We start from the raw sequence: 16,606 nt of genomic DNA on the forward strand, positions 1-16,606 counted from the left end.
AGGGCCGAAGGCCCGCCTAATCCTCCCAGCCGCGCCAAATTGAAGTCAGAACGCCCCAGTTTGTGCATCTCACATTCTGGGGCGTTTTGCTTTGTATAGCCTCCATATACCCGGGTAAAGCTCCGCTCTTGTAACTCCCCCATCTTCAATTGACCTCCATCAAGTTTGGCAAGTGCCTCCTTGGTAGACTTCAGTTAGTTGCTTCACTAACTAACTCCAGTGCCATTGGATGGAGAAACCATGGACAAAATCCGTCGCGCTCTGCTTGGGCAAATTGCCAAACTGACTGCCGGTGCCGCATTGGTTCCGTTGAGCAGTGTTGCCTCAGCAGGCATAAATGATCAGCCGCCGCGCAGAGAAGGTGATCCCGACAAACGCTATGCGATGCTGATCGACCTGAGAGCCTGTATTGGCTGCCAGGCCTGCACTGTCTCCTGTCATATTGAAAATGAGGCGCCCCTGGGCAACTTCCGCACAATTGTCTCGCAGTACGAAGTTGAGCATGAGGAAACCGGCGATGTCGCAACCTTCATGCTGCCACGACTGTGCAACCACTGTGAGAACCCGCCTTGTGTGCCTGTGTGCCCGGTACAGGCAACGTTCCAGCGTCAGGATGGCATTGTGGTCGTGGATAACGATGCCTGTGTCGGCTGCGCCTATTGTGTGCAGGCGTGCCCTTACGACGCCCGGTTTATCAACGAACATACCCAGACCGCCGATAAGTGCACATTCTGTGCTCACCGCCTGGATGTCGGTCTGCTTCCGGCCTGTGTGGAGTCTTGTGTGGGGGGAGCGCGTATTATTGGCGATCTTCGGGATCCGGAGAGCCAGATCAGTCGCATGATCAAAGAGCACTACAACGAACTGATGGTGCTCAAGCCTGAGATGGGAACCTCACCCCACGTGTTCTACCTGGGGATGGACGAACGATTTGTATCACGGCCCGATGCCAAACCCGCTATCTGGGATGTGCGCGACCAACAAGGTGAGGAGGTTGGCTATGAGTTCAGCGGTCATTGAGGTTCTGGCGCCTCGCTACGGTATTGCCTGGTACCCCTGGGCCGTACAGTACTTCTTTCTGATTGCCGTGTCTTACTCGGCACTGTTGCTCACAGTCCCGGGGCTGCTGCTTGGCAAAAAGGATTTTCAGCCGCTGGCAAGGGTTGCGTTACTGGTCACGGTAAGCTGCACACTTGTTGGCCCTGTGGCCTTGCTGGCGGACCTGCATCAACCGCTGCGCTTCTGGCACTTTTACGCCAACCTGACTCCCTGGTCCTGGATGTCTATCGGCAGTCTGTTGTTGCCTGTCTACCTTTTGCTGGTTGTTGTCTACGCCTGGCTGGCCTGGCGGCCGGCAATGCAGGAGCAGGCCCGGGGTGATGGCTGGATTGCCAGAATCTCTGGCTGGATAACGCTGGGGCAATGGCATTCGCCGCGCTGGATGCAGGTGCTTTCAGGCCTGGGTGCTTTGGCAATGTCGGTTGGCATTATGGTTTACACAGGGGCTGAAGTTGCAATTGTAAAAGCCCGGCCCCTGTGGGACACCCACTGGTTACCGGTCATGTTCGTGCTGACCGGCCTGGTGGCGGCTGCCGGCCTGGTTCTGCTGATTAACCGGCTGATGACCGGAAACAACGAAGATGTTAACCGGCAAAGCCTCAAGGTCATCTTTGTCAGCATGATCCTGTCCGCCCTGGTTGCGGCGCTCTGGGTATCCGAAGGAATTACCGGCTTTAGCCCCTCGGTTGAACAGGCGTTTGCGTCTCTGCAGAGAAACCCGGAGTGGCGCGCTGTGGCACTGTACGGCCTGCTCGTCGGGGTCGCGCTTACGTTGATCACCATTGCCATGTTGCGACGCGCCGGCTGGCTTGCCAGGTCCTGGATTGCAGGCCTGTTAGCAGTACACATCGGCTGGACGTTCCGCTGGATGGTATTGATGGAAGTGCAGACCGTCGCGAAGAATACCGCTGGCTATTATCAATACGCCATTGAAGCCGGGTCCAGTGGACTGCTGGGCATTATCGGTACCTTCGGGTTATGGCTGGCCGCGCTTTTAATTATTGACATTCTGGTGCCCTGGAAGAAGAGCTTCCAGGCAGGCGCCCACTGATTCACGTCTTCGGAGCAATAGTATGGACAAGAATCGTCGTAACTTCCTGAAGGGTGCAGCTGCCGCCGGCGGTGCTGCAACTTTTGCAGCAGGCTATTCCGGCCCGCTTGAAAAAATGGGCAAAGGCCTGGTAAACGGTACATCCGGCGTTGCCACATCTGATCGCCTGCACGGTAACAGCCTGGCGCCAGAATACTCGGTTGATCCGGTAACAGGCGAGGTGTCACTGAACCCGGACCAGCGTATTGCCTTTACGGTTTGCTATGGCTGCACCACCAAGTGTGGCGTGCGGGTACGCATTGATAACAATGAGGAAAAAGTACTGCGGGTGTCCGGTAACCCATACCACCCGCTGTCTTCAGATGAGCACCTGGATGAAAGCACTCCGGTCATGGATGCATTCCGGCGCATGAGCAGCTTTCAGGACCAGGGCCAGCTGAACCGGTCCACGGCGTGCGCCCGTGGCAACGCCGCCATGTCTCAGCTAACCAGCGACCAGCGCGTGCTTAACTGTCTGAAGCGTACCGGCCCGCGTGGTAGCAATCAGTGGGAGAGTATCCCTTTCGAGCAATTACTGGACGAAATTGTTGCGGGTGGCGACCTGTTTGGTGAGGGGGAGGTTGAAGGCCTGCGCTCCATTCGTGACATTGAGACACCCCTGGACCCGGATAACCCGGAGTATGGCCCCAAATCAAACCAGCTTCTGATGATGGAGGCAACGGATTACGGCCGGGGAGCATTGCTTAAGCGCTTTGCATTCAATGCTTTCGGAACCCGGAACTATGGGCACCATGGTGCGTACTGTGGTCTGGCGTTCCGCATGGGGTCGGGTGCGGTGATGAATGACCTGGCCAAAAACGCCCACGTAAAGCCGGATTATGCGAATGTGGAGTTTGCGCTGTTTATCGGAACTGCGCCCAGCCAGGCCGGTAACCCGTTCAAGCGCCAGGGGCGATTGCTGGCACAGGCCCGCACCACCGGTAATATGGAATACGTTCTGGTTGATCCGGCATTAACCGCCGCAGCTTCCCACTCAGCGGGCGAGCGTAACCGCTGGATCTCGATTCTTCCGGGTACGGATACCGCACTGGCCATGGCGCTGATTCGGTGGATGCTGGTGAATGAAGGCTACGCTAAAGATTATCTGCGAATTCCGGGCAACCGGGCGGCCGAAAGGGCCGGTGAGCCGGGACACTCAAACGCCACCCACTTGGTGATCGAAGACGATAATCACCCCAGGGCCGGCTACTTCCTGCGCCTGAGTGATATAGGCCAGGCTGATGCCGATACCGATAATGATCACCCTGTGGTGGTTAATGGTGTCGGTGAACTTGAGAGCTCTGAACAGGCTGAACGTGGCGAACTGTTTGTTGAACGCACTGTGGAAACGATTGACGGCCCCGTTACCGTTCGCAGTTCATTGTTTAAGCTGCGCCAGGAAGCGATGCGCCATAGCATTGAAGACTATGCAGACATTTGCGGAATTGAAGCAGATGTTATTCGCAATCTGGCCAGGCGCTTTGCCAGCTTTGGACGTAAAGCCGCGGCTGACACCCACGGGGGCATGATGTCCGGTGTGGGCTTTTATGCGTCCTACGCTATCAATATGCTCAACCTGCTGGCCGGCAGCTTTAACCAGAAGGGTGGGGTGGCCAAAGGCGGGGGCTCGTTTAACGGTGTAGGTACAGGCCCACGCTACAATCTTGCAGATTTTCCCGGCAAGGTGGGCCCCAAAGGTGTGTTTCTTTCCCGCACACGCTTTCCCTATGAAAAAACCAGTGAGTATAAGCGCCGCGTCGAGGCCGGAGAGTCACCTTATCCGGCAAAAGCACCCTGGCGCTCGGTGGCACCACCAATACTGACCGAGCATCTGCTTTCAGGCCTTGAAGGCTATCCGTACAAGATCAAGGCAATGATTGGTGTTATGGCAAACCCGATGTATGGCCAGGCCGGACTGACCTCACTGCTCGCAGAAAGGCTGAAGGACCCGAAAAACATTGGTTTGTATGTAGCAGTGGATGGCTTCATTAATGAAACCAACCGTTTTGCAGACTATATTGTGCCAGACTCGGTTATGTATGAAGTATGGGGCTTTACTGGCGCCTGGAGCGGTACTCTGACCAAAATGACAACCGCCTGCTGGCCCGTCGTTGAACCGCGACAGGCAAAAACCGCGGCCGGTGAGCCCGTCTGCATGGATAACTTCTTCATTGAGCTGGGTAAGCGTCTGGAGTTGCCTGGCTTTGGGGACAATGTAATCAAGGGTGCTGATGGCAAGATGCATGGTCTGCACCGTGCTGAGGATTTTTATCTGCGTGCAGCGGCCAACATTGCGATGTCAGGAACACCTCTGCCGGCCGCCAGTGAAGAAGATATTGCCGCAAGTGGCATTGCGCGGTTGCTGGGACGGATCAGGAGCACGGTAACGGAAGATGAGGCAGGTCCGGTGGCTCACGTGTATACACGTGGTGGCCGCTTCGAAACCATGGAAAAAGCTTACGATGGTGAGAAGCTCGGACATGCCTGGGCCCGTCCTCTGTGTGTCTATAACGAGACGGTTGGTACGGCAATCGACAGCTACAGTGGTCAGCGTCTTGTGGGTACCCCCACACACCATGCGCCGCGGTTCTGGGATGGGTCGCTTTTGCGGGAGCACTACCCGGAAAGCGAATGGCCACTACTGGCATTCTCGTTCAAGTCAAACCTGATGAACTCCTATGCCATAGGTCTTGAGCGGCTGCGTATGATCAAGCCTTATAACCCCGTGCTTTTGCACCATAACGATGCCAGGAAGTTCGGAGTCAGTCATGGTGACACCATCAGTATCGAGAGCCCGGGGGGCAAGGTGCTGGCCCTGGCTTTGGTGGGGGACAACGTGCATGAGGGGGCAATAGGGATCGAGCATGGGTATGGACACCGGGAGCTCGGAGCAGCCTCTCACATCATTGATGGTGAAGAGCGCGCGGGTAACCCTTACCTGGGAGCCGGTATCAATATCAACGATCTGGGCTTCTCCGACCCCACCCGCAACGACGGTGCCGCAACCTGGCTGGAAAACGTCAGTGGTGCATCCGTCCGGCAGGGGCTGCCGGTGCGAGTGAGTGTCGTTGAAGCGATCTAGAAGCAGCAGCCCGGATCAGGGTTCCGGGCTGCCCATAATAGCTTCCATTTCACCAGGGCGCGGCGCGCCCTGTTTCATCTGGATGGCGCCATTATCGTCCTTGTAATAGGTGCTGGGGGTTGCTGTAAGCCCCAGGCTGGACATCAGCTTGTTGTTTTCCCGGATTCTTTTTGCGTTGGCACTGACAATGCGGCGATCAACTGAAATCCCGCCCTCACCATGATTCTTCTGGTTTTCTTTAAGGGCGGCACGCGGATTGTCGGCACCGACAATGGTGGCCGCCTTCGGCAGGCTGTCCTGTTTCAGTATACCCACCATGACATGTCGTAACTGCACTTTGCCGGCATCAATCCAGGGCTCTGCAGCCTGGCGGAAGCGATGACAGAAGGGGCAGTTGGGATCGGTGAACGTGTAAACAATCACCGGCGCATCGGCATTTCCATCACGTACCCAGTCGGCTTTTTCAAGCTGGCCCCAGGCTTTTTCATTCTGTGGCCCCAGAACCAGTTCCTGTATTTTGGATTCGGTCAGGTTTTCGCCTGTGTTATTCAGCATGGTGCCCACCACAACATGCTCTTTGTCCTGAGTCAGGTAGAAAGCTACAGGGCGTCCTTGCATGGTACCTACATAGCCGGTCATGCCACCCGGCGCCTCAAAATTTTCGACAATCGTGACGCCCCGGTCGGTCAGTTGCTGAACCGCCTCAGGGTGCTGCTGGCTCTGTGCCAGTGCGGGCATGCTCAGCGTGGTTGCAGCCATGGCTATGGCCAGCAGAGAAGGTTTGAGTACAGGTTTAAATCGTTGCATATCAGGTCTCCGGGTCGGCTTCAGTCGGTCGTAAAGCTTTTGAGGTTATGGGCCAGTGAAGCGGAGGACAATTCGCCCATATGAGCATTCACCTGCTGGCCGTTGGCATCGTAGAAAAGCGTTGTTGGCAGCGCCTGGCTGCCCGTTGTCCGGCCCAGGCTGGCACCGGTGTCGGTCAGAACGTTCTGTATCGAGAGTTTTTGTTCTCCCATGAACTCATTAATGGTCTCAGGGTGTTCACCCTGGTTTACAAATACAAAGGTGATATCCGGGTGATTTTCCTGGGCCTTTTCCAGGACCGGCATTTCCCGGATACAGGGCGGACACCAGCTGGCCCAAAGGTTGACAACCGCAGGCTTGCCTTCGGCTACCTCAGCCAGTGTCACCGGAGTACCGTCGAGCAGCTTGAAACTGGCCTGGGGCATGCCCCTGGAGCTGGTCTCTGCCAGAGTGACCAACAGTGAAACCGACCCCCAGGTCAGCAGGCCGGAGGCAACAGCAATCGATAAGGGTCTGCGGATTCTGGCATGGCGCCAGAGCTTCCAGGCTGTCAGTGCCAGTGCGCCCGCAAGGCCGGCGATAATGTGAAAACCACCATCGCGGATATCGATGATGCCCCACAGGTTTTCCTGATAGTGCTCGAAGTACTGGATAACAAACCCGATACGTGCAGCCACCATGGAAGCCAGGAAAATATCAGACAGCGTCCCAGCGATCGGGACACCTTCTTTGCGTCCGCTTACAGCGCCAACAATCAGGGCAATCACAAATGCACTGATTAATAACAGCTGAGACATGGGCAGGCTCAGCGGGCCTATGTTAACCGATAACATCATTACTCCTTTATGATTGGCGGGCAGCAGCCAGGCGCTCGAGGAACTGACTGGCGGATACTTCACCGGTTGTGCGCTGGGCGCGATATTCCTGGCCGTCAGGGCCAATGATCAGAATCGTTGGCGGGCCTATGACCTGCAACTCACTCATGAGTTCCTGGTCCAGCTTATCGTTAACGGTCACATCGGCGCGCAGTAACTGCATGTCGGAGAGCGTTTCGATAACGTCCGGGTCACCAAACACTTCTTCTTCAATCACCTTGCAGGAGATGCACCAGTCTGCATAAAAATCCACCAGTGTCCACTGGCCCCTGGCTCCGGCGTTTTCGACAGCCTGATCAAGATCATTGATGGATTTGAAGCTTTCAAAGCGGGCGTAATCCGTATCAGTCATCTGCCGGGGGGCAGCAACAGAGCCCGCAAGAGATGTCAGGGGTTGCCAGAGCTGGGTGCCGCCTGCTGCAGCCCCGATCATCATCAGCGCACCCCAGAGAATAACGACGGCGCCGGCACCGTTAAGCAGTGCCTTCAGAGGCGCCTCTGAATGTCGGGATCGGGCTATTTGCCGCACGGACATGCCAAGAAGAAGTATCAATGCCCCCCACAGCGCCAGCGTCAGTGAGTCATCCAGAATACGCTCGAGGAACCAGACGGCGGTGCCCAGTAAAATGAATCCGAAAACCGCCTTCACAGCGTTCATCCAGGCACCGGGCCTGGGGAGTAAGCCGGACCCGATCGTAGCGAGCGCGATGAGAGGAGCGCCCATGCCCAGACCCAGTGCCAGTAACGCAAAACCACCCAGGCTGGCGTTGCCGCTATCTGCAATATAGATCAGCGCCCCTGCCAGCGGTGCTGTCATACAAGGACTGGCAAGCAAGGCGGAGATGAAGCCCATAACGGCGGCCCCGCCCAGGCTGCCACCTTTTTGCCTGCGATTGACCTTATCCAGGCGATCACGGACAAATGCCGGTAACTGCAGCTCATAAAGCCCGAACATCGACAGAGCAAGCAGAACAAAAATGATGGCCAGAGGCACAATGAACACGGGAGCCTGCAAAATCGCCTGCAAATTGGCTCCGGCCACGGCAGCTGCAACGCCCAGCAGGGCGTAAGTGATTGCCATGGCGACAACAAATACCAGCGAAAGTACAAATGCACGGCCTCGCCGGGCGTTACTGCCTACAATCACCGCAGAGAGGATGGGAATCATGGGCAGCACGCAAGGTGTGAACACCAGTAAAAGTCCGAGTCCGAAAAAGATCACCAGGTTCCATATCAGTCCGCTGGTCGCCAGTTGACTGGCCAGCGACTGGTCCTCGGCCATTGCATCGCCAGCCGGGGCTGGCACTGTCGTCCCTTTGTTTTCGGCACCCGAAAGGTCAGCTGCTGCCACCTCCTGTCCGGCAAAGTTTACGGTTACAGATTGCGGCGGATAACACAGCCCGGCTTCAGCGCAGCCTTGCCAGGTCAGGTTCAGGGCAGTTGCATCGCCCGGTTCAATGAGCATTTCAGCCCGGTTGAAATACACCTCGGACTCACCGAAAAACTCATCGGTAATGGTGCGGCCAGGCGGGTAACTTACCTGCTCCAGCCCGGCGTCAGCGCCTTCAATCTCCATGCGCTCGCGATACAGATAGTAATCCGGTGCAATGTCCCAAAACAGGCTCAGAGTGCCATCATCATTTTCTTCGAGGCTGTATTCAAAAGCCTGATCTACTGGCAGAAAATCGCTATTGTTTCCCAGCAGGGATTGGCCGTAAGCAGGAATGCCTGTTGCCAAAGCCATGAGAGTGGATAACATCAACAGCCATAACCGGATGGGGTTCACTGATTGCTCCTGCTCCGTTGAGCGTCTCTGACGCTGTGAATTTGAAGAGAGCAGTGTGCAGGTGGGTGATTAAGGCAGTATTAATAGCAACCTGAAATTGTTTTAAGGGTACGTTCAGCCGTGCATGTTTTATTAGTAGAAGATGACGACCTTGTAGCATCTGGCCTGGAAGCGGGGCTGGAGCTGCATCATTGTGTTGTCGATCGTGTACGGAGTCGGCGGGAAGCCGTCGCAGCCCTTGAGCAACTCGCCAGTGATGTGGTGGTTCTGGATCTTGGGCTGCCGGACGGAGACGGTCTGGAACTGCTGTCCCAGTGGCGGCGGCAGGGAATGGATATTCCCGTTCTTATTCTGACTGCCCGGGATGCCGTGCAGGACCGCGTGCTGGGGCTGGAGGCCGGGGCCGATGATTATGTGCTGAAACCCTTCGAACTGGACGAGCTGGCGGCCCGTCTGCATGCACTGGTTCGTCGTGCGGCCGGCCGGTCAGTGCCGGAGATACACCACGGTGATATACGGATGCGACCTTCAACCGGTGAGGTATACCGGGCGGGCGAACCGGTCACGCTTTCGCGGCGCGAGCTGGCGCTGTTGGAAAAACTGCTCAATGCCCGGGGAGCGGTTATGTCTGAAGAACAGCTCAAGGACAGTCTCTATGGCATGGACACCGAGGTTGCGAGTAATGCGCTGAACGTGCATATCTATCATTTACGACGCAAGCTCGGGAAGAACCTGATACTGACCGAGCGTGGCCTGGGCTATCGCCTTGGAGACCCTGAGTGAGCCTGCGCCGCCGGTTACTCTGGTCGTTAGGGCTGGCCTTTGGGCTCCTGTGGCTGTCGGTTGGCCTGTTAATGTATTTGCACCTGAATGAGCAAGTGGCAAAAACACTGGATCAGCGTCTTGCCTCCTCCGCTAACATGGTTGCTGGCCTGATTTCCCGACAGCCGGAAATGCTGGTTACAACCAACACGAGCCCCCTGATTCTGGAGCCGGACAGTCAGGGAGTGGCGTGCCAGATTCGAGCCACAAGCGGAGAAGTGTTGCTTCAGACCACCGGCGCCCGCGGAGCCTCGCTGAGCGATTCCCGGCCAGGGTTTTCCAGTCGCCAGATTGATGGTGAAGCGTGGCGTCTGTATACCCTGGAGCAGGATGGGGTGTTTATTACCACTGCAGACCGGATGTCGGAGCGAACCCGGCTTGAAAACGGCATTATCCTGGTCATGGTCGTACCTTTTACACTCGCACTTCTCGGCGGTCTTGCGGTGCTTTGGTGGGGAATACAAAGCGGGCTTCGTCCACTGCAGCGTTTGCACGATGAGCTGCGTCAGCGCGACCCGCTTAACCTGGAGCCTGTGTGTATAACCGAGGCACCGTCCGAACTGACACCTGTGGTTACAACCCTGAATGGTTTGTTTGCCCGGGTGGAAAGGACAGTGGCCCGGGAGCAACGCTTTGCGAACGATGCCGCTCATGAGTTCCGAACCCCTTTGACAGGCATTAAAACTCATCTGCAAGTGGCCCGGCAGGTAACGGATGTAAAGCAACAGCGGGCACTGGCCAATGCAGAAAAAGGTGTGGTGAGACTGCAGCAGGTCACGGAGCAGCTTCTGATGCTGGCGAGACTGGAGCAGGGAGGAGTCTGGCAGGAAGAAAAGCGCAGTTGTATCAGTGATATTCTGCAGACGGTGCTGGCCGACTTCCCTGATCGCAGTCGTTTGCGTGTTGAGAACCAGGCAGCCGAAGAGTATGTCAGGGTGCCTTTAACACTGGCCGTTGTTGCTCTGCGAAATCTGGTGGAGAATGCCCTCAAGTATTCAGCAGGCCAGTGCGCTATCGTGGTGGAGAAAGCCGGTGGAGCCGGCACAGAAGAGGCTCCAGAGGTGAGCTTTCTGGTCCGGGACTCGGGCGGGTCTGAGCCTGCGGCCAGTCATGGCCTGGGGTTGTCCATTGTGGAGGCTGTCACTTCACGCTATGGCGGCAGCTTACGGTCGGCTCATAATGAAACCGGCGGAATGGACTGGACCCTCAGGCTGCCTCTGGACGGATGACCTTTACCACATAAGGTCATCCGGAATTTCGTAACCTGCGTACGGATCGTCATCACCGACATCGTCCTGCTTGCGGTCATGAAGTACAACGACCGCTGTGTCGTCGCGCTCGGCAATTTTACGTGCCACACCTTCGGCAACAATCTCATACCGGTCATCAACGAAGATAATGGCAAGGCGGCCACGCGCCAGCTGATCGGCCATGGTGTCATCCACATACAACTTCTTGATTTTCTTGTCATGGACAAACTGGTAAGAGGTTTCACCCCGGCTGCGGTCCAGGCGGTTGGTTTCCACCAGTTGCCGGATCTGGGCCTGAATGGCCTTCTGCTCGGCTTCCTGCTGACGCTTGAGGTTCAGCTGGCGGTCACGCTCTGCCTTCTCTTCACGGGCCTGGCGGGCCCGTAGTTCTGTTTCATTAACCTGTACAGCGCCTTTTGGCTGCTGCTTGCGCTGTTTGCGCTTCTCATTACGAATCGCTTTGGCCTTTTTTTCATCAGCCAGGCCGGCTTTTAATAGCTGATCCTGCAGGGATGCCATGGGTTAACTCCATCAATTGGTCATCAATTCTGGTATTCTATCGCAATAGTATACGTCCTCACGCTTATCTTCATAACCAGCAATCGCTGAACCCGGGATTTTCTTGTATGTCATCCTTTAACAACCTGGATTTGTCTGCTTCCATGCAGGCCAACCTTGCCCAGCTGGGCTTTTCCGTGCCTACCGACATTCAGGCCCGGGCCTTACCACACTGTCTGGCCGGGCGTGATGTGATTGCCATGGCACAGACTGGCAGCGGTAAAACCGCCGCCTTCGGTATCGGGCTGATTGAAAGCCTGAAGCCAAAGCTCTTTGCAGTACAGGGACTGGTGCTGTGTCCGACCCGTGAGCTGGCGGATCAGGTAGCAAAAGCGTTGCGGGAGCTGGCTCGTGCCCAGAAGAATATTAAAGTTCTGACGCTCTGTGGAGGCGTTCCTATCGGGCCGCAAATCGGTTCTCTGGCCCATGGCGCGCACATTGTTGTCGGTACGCCGGGGCGGGTTGCTGACCACTTGCGCAAGGGAACGCTCGATCTGAAACGCCTGAGTACCCTGGTTCTTGATGAAGCCGACCGGATGCTCGATATGGGCTTTCAGGAAGCCATGGAAGAAATTCTGGGTTACACACCTGCGCAGCGGCAAACTCTGATGTTCTCAGCCACATGGCCCGGATCCATTCGCAAACTCAGTGCCGGCTTTCAGGACAACCCAGTAGATGTGCGCGCACAGGTGGAGAGCGGGAATACGGATATTCAGGAACTGTTTTATGAAATCTCACCGCAGGAGCGCACCCGCGCCATTGTCAGTTTGCTGTCTGAACATCAGCCAGCCTCCTGCCTGATTTTTTGTTCCATGAAGCAGCATTGCGATGAGCTGGTAGCCGAACTGGCAGGGCAGGGGTTTTCAGCTCTGGCTCTGCACGGTGATCTGGATCAGCGCGAGCGTGACAGTGTTCTGGTACGTTTCGCCAATCAAAGCTGCCAGGTTCTGGTTGCTACAGATGTTGCCGCCCGTGGCCTTGATATCAAGGCGTTACCCTTGGTTATTAATGCAGAACCTGCCCGGGATCCGGAAGTACACACCCACAGAGTAGGGCGTACGGGACGAGCAGGCGAGGCCGGACTGGCTGTTACATTATGCAGCCCGGCCCAGGGCCACAAAATCAATCGCCTTGAGGCAGAGCGGGGGAGCCAGGCCAGGTGGGGCGATACAAAAGCTCTGCTCAGCGTACCCTCCAAGCCGATAACGCCCGCGATGAAAACGCTTTGTATAGGGGCGGGGCGTAAGGAAAAACTCCGGCCCGGCGATGTGCTCGGTGCTTTGACTGGCGCAGCCGGGCTGGATGGGAAAGTCGTTGGCAAGATTGATCTGTTTGATTTTCAATGTTTTGTTGCTATTGAGGCGACGCAGGCCAGACGCGCACTGAAGCGCCTCGAAGACGGCAAAATCAAGGGGCGCAAGCTCAGAGTCAGGATGATCTGACGCCCGGATTATGCTCGGAAACTCCGTATAGTCATTTGTGTTTTGGTTGCTCACGGGCCCCGAAACCGGTAAATTACGCAGGATTTTGCCTCCCGGTTTGTTCAGATACGATAGGCGACCATGGTCTTACGCGTGTCGGTGATCCCGGGGAAAATCCATGAACCAATACAGGTAGCTATTCAATATGAATGAGCTGATGTCACAAGCCATCGATCTGATGGTTGCGGGTATGGGTTTTGTGTTCGCGTTTCTGGTTGTTCTGGTATTCGCGACCCTGCTTATGTCCAAACTGCTGACCCGGTTTACTCCGCCAGAGCCGGCAACCCCGGCCAAAACACCTCGTGCCAAGCCTGAGGCGCCTGCATCAGTTGACCCTGATACGGCAGAGGCGATCAAAAAGGCAATTGCACAATTCCGGTCACGCCATAAGAAGTGATCTGATAACCGATTAGAGAGAACCTTTAAACAGAAGGCTGACACGATGACTGACACTAAGAAACCGCTGGGGATTACGGACGTTATACTTCGCGACGCCCATCAATCCCTGCTGGCCACCCGTATGCGGCTTGATGACATGCTGCCCATTGCCGAGAAGCTCGACAAAGTTGGTTTCTGGTCTCTGGAGTCCTGGGGCGGAGCCACCTTCGACTCCTGCATTCGTTACCTGGGCGAAGACCCCTGGGAGCGCATTCGTGAATTGAAAAAAGCCATGCCCAATACCCCTCAGCAAATGCTGCTGCGTGGTCAGAACCTGTTGGGTTACCGTCATTACGCAGACGATGTTGTAGAGCGGTTTGTTGATCGCGCGGCCGAGAATGGCGTGGATGTGTTCCGTATTTTTGACGCGATGAACGATCCCCGGAACCTGGCAACGGCAATCAAGGCCGTGCGCGCCACTGGCAAGCACGCACAGGGTACAATTTCTTATACAACCAGCCCGGTGCACACCGTCGAAATGTGGGTGGAACTGGCGAAAGAAATTGCAGACATGGGCGCAGACTCCATTGCAATCAAAGACATGGCAGGCATTCTTAAGCCCTATGTTGCCTTTGATCTGGTCAGTCGCCTGAAAAAAGAGCTGGATGTTCCTGTGCATATGCAGTGCCACGCAACCACAGGTCTGTCTACTGCCACGGCGATCAAGGCAGCGGAAGCCGGTATTGATAACGTGGATACCGCCATCTCCTCCATGAGTATGACCTACGGGCACTCGCCCACAGAAGCCGTGGTTGCCGCGCTTGAAGGTACAGATCGTGATACCGGCCTGGATCTGACCCTGCTGGAAGAAATTGCCAGTTATTTCCGTGAAGTCCGCAAGAAGTATGGAAAGTTTGAAGGTAGCCTGCGTGGTACCGATTCCCGGATCCTGATTGCCCAGGTGCCAGGCGGCATGCTGACGAATATGGAAAATCAGCTGAAAGAGCAGAACGCGGCTGACAAATTTGATCAGGTACTGGCCGAAATCCCCAAAGTCCGTGAAGACCTCGGGTATATTCCGCTGGTAACCCCGACATCGCAGATTGTAGGTACACAGGCCGTACTGAACGTGCTGACCGGAGAACGTTATAAGTCTATCTCCAAGGAAACGTCTGCGGTGCTGAAGGGTGAATACGGCTCTGCGCCGGCACCTTTCAACAAGGAACTGCAGGAGCGTGTTCTGGACGGAGCAGAAGCGATCACGTGTCGCCCGGCCGATAACCTCGAGCCGGAAATGGACAAGCTGACGGATGAGCTGAAAGAGCTGGCAGATGAGAAGGGCATTAAGCTGGCGGATAACACCGTTGATGATGTCCTGACTTATGCGCTGTTCCCGCAGATCGGCCTGAAATACCTGGAAAACCGCGATAATCCGGACGCCTTTGAGCCGGTCCCTTCAGCCGAAGATACTGCACCGGCGAAAAAAGCCAGTGGCCCCGAAACCTATACCGTTGATGTTAACGGTAAGAAGTATGTGGTTGCTGTATCTGAGGGGGGCGAAATCTCCCAGATTCAGGGTGAGGGTGGTGCATCCTCTGCGCCCGCAGAAACATCTGCGCCAGCGCCTGCAGCTACCGGGGGCGAACCTGTTATCGCACCTCTGGGCGGGAATATCTTCAAGGTACTGGTGTCACCAGGTGAAGCCGTTGAAGAAGGCGATGTGCTGATTATTCTCGAGGCCATGAAAATGGAAACCGAGATTCGCGCACCTAAGGCCGGCACTGTCGGCGAAGTCTTCATCAAGGTCGGTGATGCCGTCTCTCCTGATGATGAAATGCTGACAATCGCATAAAGGGCCAGCATTCCATGGATAAATTAATGACGTTATGGACAGGCAGTGGCCTGTATAATATAGCACCTGGTCAGGCGATCATGATCGCGGTTGGCCTGCTACTACTTTACCTTGCAATTCGTAAGGGCTTTGAGCCTTTGCTGCTGGTACCGATTGGGTTCGGTGGCATTCTGGCAAATATTCCCGAGGCGGGGCTTGCTCTGCCGGCGGTAGAGAATGCAATCCACGTTGCCAAGCCAGAAGTTCTGGCAGCACTTGCGAGCGCTCTGGATGTGTCTTATCAGGCAGGCCAGGCGGTTACTCCAGAGGTTGTCACAGCCTTTAAGACCAGCGTTAAAGAAGCCAGTTCGGCAGAGCTGGCCATGGCGAATGGCCTGGCGCAGGACTTCGGCTACGGTAATGGCATGCTGTATAACTTCTACAGTGTGGTTATCGGCAGTACAGTTGGCCCTCTGATTATCTTTATGGGTGTTGGCGCCATGACTGACTTCGGTCCGTTACTGGCTAACCCCAAGACGATGCTTCTGGGTGCGGCGGCGCAGTTTGGTATTTTTGGTACTGTGCTGGGTGCCGCTTTGCTGGACTGGCTGGGGATTCTGGATTTCACCATTCTTGAGGCTGCTGCAGTCGGCATTATCGGTGGTGCAGACGGACCCACGTCTATCTACGTTTCCAGTGTTCTGGCGCCTCATCTTCTGGGTGCAATCGCGGTATCAGCCTACGCTTATATGGCGATGGTTCCGATGATTCAGCCGCCTATTATGAAGGCGCTGACTTCGGCAGAAGAGCGGAAGATCAAGATGTCTCAGCTTCGCCCGGTCAGCAGGAAGGAGAAGATTATCTTCCCGCTGGTGGTGCTGATTGCGGTTGTTCTGTTCCTGCCGGACGCTGCACCTCTGCTGGGTATGTTCTGCTTCGGTAACCTGATGCGTGAATGTGGTGTGGTTGAGCGTTTGAACGATACTGCCCAGAACGCGCTGATTAATATTGTGACAATTTTCCTGGGTCTGTCTGTAGGCTCCAAGCTGATGGCAGACAAGTTCCTGGATGCTCAGACGCTGGGTATCCTGGGTCTGGGTATTGTTGCATTTGGTGTGGGTACGGCGTGTGGCGTACTTATGGCCAAGCTGATGAACAAGCTCAGTAAAGATCCGATCAACCCATTGATTGGTTCTGCCGGTGTGTCGGCGGTACCAATGGCTGCACGGGTTTCCAATAAGGTTGGCCTTGAGGCGAATCCGCAGAACTTCCTGCTGATGCATGCTATGGGGCCAAACGTTGCCGGGGTTATTGGCTCGGCTGTTGCTGCGGGGGTAATGATCAAGCTGCTTGGCTGATTGTTGCTCTTGTAGTGTTGAAAACCCTGCCTTTGTGCGGGGTTTTCTGCTTTCTGGGCCTGCAAGCTTTAGTGTTTGAGCCGGAGAGGGATCTTCTGTCAGGAACCGCTACGAGCACCCGCAAGCGGGTCCGGCCAGCAATCATAGATTGCTGTCGTTCGCCTGCGCATGAAGCTTCGCTTCATAAACGCTTGTCTCACCCATCTGCGCTTGGCTGTGGCCATCCTTG

General features: G+C 55.8%; 13 protein-coding genes. 9 read left to right on the plus strand and 4 right to left on the minus strand.

The window, feature by feature from the left end; genetic code table 11:
* Positions 1-240 precede the first annotated feature (240 nt).
* The 3 genes from dsrO to FFI95_RS06055 are packed head-to-tail and all read left to right on the plus strand — an operon-like array spanning position 241 to position 5,231.
* Positions 241-1,020: a sulfate reduction electron transfer complex DsrMKJOP subunit DsrO gene (gene dsrO, locus FFI95_RS06045; protein ID WP_144821544.1), complete on the plus strand. Its 780-nt coding sequence runs from the start codon at positions 241-243 to the stop codon at positions 1,018-1,020.
* Positions 1,001-2,110 (plus strand): NrfD/PsrC family molybdoenzyme membrane anchor subunit, encoded by a 1,110-nt coding sequence (nrfD, locus tag FFI95_RS06050; protein ID WP_144821545.1) that lies wholly within the window; start codon positions 1,001-1,003, stop codon positions 2,108-2,110. Before dsrO ends, nrfD begins: the two co-directional genes overlap by 20 nt.
* A gap of 22 nt (positions 2,111-2,132) precedes the next feature.
* A complete protein-coding gene (locus FFI95_RS06055) occupies positions 2,133-5,231 on the plus strand; it encodes a molybdopterin dinucleotide binding domain-containing protein (RefSeq protein ID WP_144821546.1) in 3,099 nt (1,032 codons plus the stop codon).
* A gap of 15 nt (positions 5,232-5,246) precedes the next feature.
* Here the strand turns inward: FFI95_RS06055 and dsbG are convergent, their stop codons facing one another.
* Genes dsbG through dsbD form a run of 3 tightly spaced genes read right to left on the minus strand, consistent with a single transcriptional unit; the run spans position 5,247 to position 8,699 of the window.
* Positions 5,247-6,038 carry a thiol:disulfide interchange protein DsbG gene (gene dsbG, locus FFI95_RS06060; RefSeq protein ID WP_144821547.1) on the minus strand — a complete coding sequence of 264 codons (792 nt, stop codon included), beginning with the start codon at positions 6,036-6,038 and terminating at the stop codon, positions 5,247-5,249.
* Between the two features lie 20 nt (positions 6,039-6,058).
* Complete coding sequence (locus tag FFI95_RS06065; RefSeq protein ID WP_144821548.1) at positions 6,059-6,871, minus strand: TlpA disulfide reductase family protein; 813 nt, start codon at positions 6,869-6,871, stop codon at positions 6,059-6,061.
* A gap of 10 nt (positions 6,872-6,881) precedes the next feature.
* Positions 6,882-8,699 (minus strand): protein-disulfide reductase DsbD, encoded by a 1,818-nt coding sequence (gene dsbD, locus FFI95_RS06070; RefSeq protein ID WP_246069441.1) that lies wholly within the window; start codon positions 8,697-8,699, stop codon positions 6,882-6,884.
* A gap of 120 nt (positions 8,700-8,819) precedes the next feature.
* Here dsbD and FFI95_RS06075 point away from each other — a divergent pair, with 120 nt between their 5' ends.
* Both FFI95_RS06075 and FFI95_RS06080 read left to right on the plus strand, forming a co-directional pair.
* On the plus strand, positions 8,820-9,482 hold the full coding sequence (locus FFI95_RS06075) for a response regulator (RefSeq protein WP_144821549.1): 663 nt from the start codon (positions 8,820-8,822) through the stop codon (positions 9,480-9,482).
* Positions 9,479-10,750 carry a histidine kinase dimerization/phospho-acceptor domain-containing protein gene (locus FFI95_RS06080; RefSeq protein ID WP_144821550.1) on the plus strand — a complete coding sequence of 424 codons (1,272 nt, stop codon included), beginning with the start codon at positions 9,479-9,481 and terminating at the stop codon, positions 10,748-10,750. Before FFI95_RS06075 ends, FFI95_RS06080 begins: the two co-directional genes overlap by 4 nt.
* 3 nt (positions 10,751-10,753) lie before the next feature.
* Here FFI95_RS06080 and FFI95_RS06085 read toward each other — a convergent pair whose 3' ends face one another.
* Positions 10,754-11,290 carry a DUF2058 domain-containing protein gene (locus FFI95_RS06085; RefSeq protein WP_144821551.1) on the minus strand — a complete coding sequence of 179 codons (537 nt, stop codon included), beginning with the start codon at positions 11,288-11,290 and terminating at the stop codon, positions 10,754-10,756.
* Positions 11,291-11,397: 107 nt separating this feature from the next.
* Here FFI95_RS06085 and dbpA point away from each other — a divergent pair, with 107 nt between their 5' ends.
* From dbpA to FFI95_RS06105, 4 genes are all read left to right on the plus strand, one after another.
* Complete coding sequence (gene dbpA / locus FFI95_RS06090) at positions 11,398-12,771, plus strand: ATP-dependent RNA helicase DbpA (protein WP_144821552.1); 1,374 nt, start codon at positions 11,398-11,400, stop codon at positions 12,769-12,771.
* A 184-nt stretch (positions 12,772-12,955) separates the two neighbouring features.
* Positions 12,956-13,207 (plus strand): OadG family protein, encoded by a 252-nt coding sequence (locus tag FFI95_RS06095; RefSeq protein WP_144821553.1) that lies wholly within the window; start codon positions 12,956-12,958, stop codon positions 13,205-13,207.
* Between the two features lie 45 nt (positions 13,208-13,252).
* Positions 13,253-15,040: a sodium-extruding oxaloacetate decarboxylase subunit alpha gene (gene oadA, locus FFI95_RS06100; RefSeq protein WP_144821554.1), complete on the plus strand. Its 1,788-nt coding sequence runs from the start codon at positions 13,253-13,255 to the stop codon at positions 15,038-15,040.
* Between the two features lie 14 nt (positions 15,041-15,054).
* Entirely contained in the window at positions 15,055-16,377 is a 1,323-nt protein-coding gene (locus FFI95_RS06105; protein WP_246069442.1) for a sodium ion-translocating decarboxylase subunit beta, read from the plus strand.
* Positions 16,378-16,606 lie beyond the last annotated feature (229 nt).

It is taken from the genome of Marinobacter piscis, assembly GCF_007671655.1.
Lineage (GTDB): Bacteria > Pseudomonadota > Gammaproteobacteria > Pseudomonadales > Oleiphilaceae > Marinobacter > Marinobacter piscensis.